Here is a 1,858-nt window from a genome sequence, read left to right as displayed (position 1 = left end):
GGCGGCCGCCGGCTTCGCAACGTCACGGACACTGTCGATCGTCGCCCGCTACGGCGAGAAGCCGATCGACATCCTCGACCGCGTGCCGGCGACGTCGGACGGTGCGGGCAAAGGCGTGCTCAACCAGTTGCCCGGCACGACCACCCCGGCGCCCGCCGGCAGCACCACGCCGACGCCGCCTTCCGGCAACGACGCTGCGGCTCCAGCGACTGCCCCGGCCACGGCGCCTGCCGCCGGTTCGACGCCGCCGGCGACCAACGGCACGGCTCCCGCCGCACCGGCGACCCCGCAGGTCCCGAACCAATAGTCTTCCACGCTTGAAACCGCGATCTGTGGTCGTTTGAACACAGTCGCGGCAAATGCAGCAAGATCACGAAGATTCGACAGGGTGAGGCGGGGCCTCGCGCTTGAGGCAGCCGCGCTTATTCGACTATAGATTGCGCGCGGCATTTCCGGCGCCCTTGGGGGGCGCTGGGCGACGCCGTGGGCAACAAGCATAGAACGATCGGATCTTCGCCATGCAGCTTCGCAGCTTCATTTTCCTGGGACTTTGCGCCGCACTCGGCATGAGTTCCCCAGCCTCCGCCGGCGTGCCGGCAAATATGGCCGCACAGCCTTCGGCTGAAACAACTTCTGCAATCAACGTCGCCGTCAAGAGTGATGCGTCGCAATTGAAGCTTCTCAAGAAGAAGAAAAACCCGACGCCCGACGACCTCGCCCAGATCAAGAAGATCGAGGCCAAGATCGTTGCCGACAAGGAAGCCGCCAAAGCCAAGGCGCTCGAAGCCAGGAAACTGGCGATGCGCGAGGCGGCCAAGGCCAAGGCCGACGCTGAACGGCAGGCGTTCCTGGCCAAGAAGGGCAAGGGCGCGCAGGCAACCCAGGTGGCCGATGCCAAGCCAGCCAAGAAGCTGGTTGCCAAGATCATCGAACCAATCGAACCGATCGCGCCGATCCAGTCGGCCGAGCCGCTTCCGGCAGAGGCGATGAACATCGCCCTGACCGGCAACAATGGCGAGTTGCGTAGCGAGGTCATCGGCCAGAAGCAGCCGAGCAGCGGCGGTTTGTTCGCCGGTCTCTTCGGCGGTAGCTCTTCCTCTTCGTCGATTTCATATCTTCCCGAGACACGGGCTCTCGACCAGGCTCTCGCCAAGAGGGAAGCCAAGAAGCAGTTCAAGGTGAAGCCGGAATTCGTGCCGCAGGACGTGGAATTCAGCGGTTACGCTGCCGGCACCATCGTTATCGACACCAGCGCGCGCCGCCTCTACCTCGTCGAATCGTCCTCCACCGCGCGCCGCTACGCCATCGCGGTCGGCCGCGACGGCCTGCAGTTCAAGGGTACGGTTGCAGTCGGTGACAAGCAGGAATGGCCGCGCTGGATCCCGACGCTGGACATGCAGAAGCGCGAGCCGAAGCATTACGGCCAGTATAAGGACGGTATGCCCGGCGGTGGCCAGAATCCGCTCGGCGCGCGCGCCATCTATCTCTATGACGGCAAGAAGGACACGCATCTGCGCATCCACGGCACCATTGCGCCGCAGTCGATCGGAACCAGCGCTTCGAATGGTTGCTTCCGCATGATCAACGAGCACGTCATGGACCTTTACAGCCGCGTCAGGGTTGGCACCAAGGTCGTCATCATCTGACGTTTTCGTCATCCTGCCGAAAGGGCCGGCTCAGCCGGCCCTTTTGTTTTGCCTTGTTCACGATCCAAGCGCCTTCTTGGGAAAAAAGCTTCGCGGCGGTTTTTTCTCTGGCGGAATCAATCCGGCCGCGTTAAGCGATGACTCCCATGGCGCGATATGTATTCATCACAGGCGGCGTGGTTTCCTCACTTGGAAAAGGCATTGCCGCAGCG

At 62.9% G+C, this 1,858-nt stretch carries 2 protein-coding genes and 1 pseudogene; all 3 read left to right on the top strand.

The genetic code is table 11. The features are described 5' to 3' along the window. Positions 1-307, top strand: a pseudogene (locus EN893_RS31985) (preprotein translocase subunit SecG); the annotation flags it as partial. A 211-nt stretch (positions 308-518) separates the two neighbouring features. Continuing rightward, positions 519-1,646, top strand: a complete 1,128-nt coding sequence (locus EN893_RS31980) for a L,D-transpeptidase (protein ID WP_127268767.1) — start codon at positions 519-521, stop codon at positions 1,644-1,646. A gap of 137 nt (positions 1,647-1,783) precedes the next feature. Then, on the top strand, positions 1,784-1,858 hold a 75-nt coding region (locus EN893_RS40120), incomplete at its 3' end, for a hypothetical protein (protein WP_164901298.1).

This window comes from Mesorhizobium sp. M7A.F.Ca.CA.004.04.2.1 (assembly GCF_004022825.1).
Classification (GTDB): domain Bacteria; phylum Pseudomonadota; class Alphaproteobacteria; order Rhizobiales; family Rhizobiaceae; genus Mesorhizobium.
The sequence above is the reverse complement of the archived record's forward strand: the minus strand, read 5'-3'. Positions and strand labels throughout refer to the sequence as shown.

Bases quoted from the DNA above. Each gene is read 5' to 3' on its own strand.
- EN893_RS31980 (WP_127268767.1), top strand. From the start codon at position 519: ATGCAGCTTCGCAGCTTCATTTTCCTGGGACTTTGCGCCGCACTCGGC.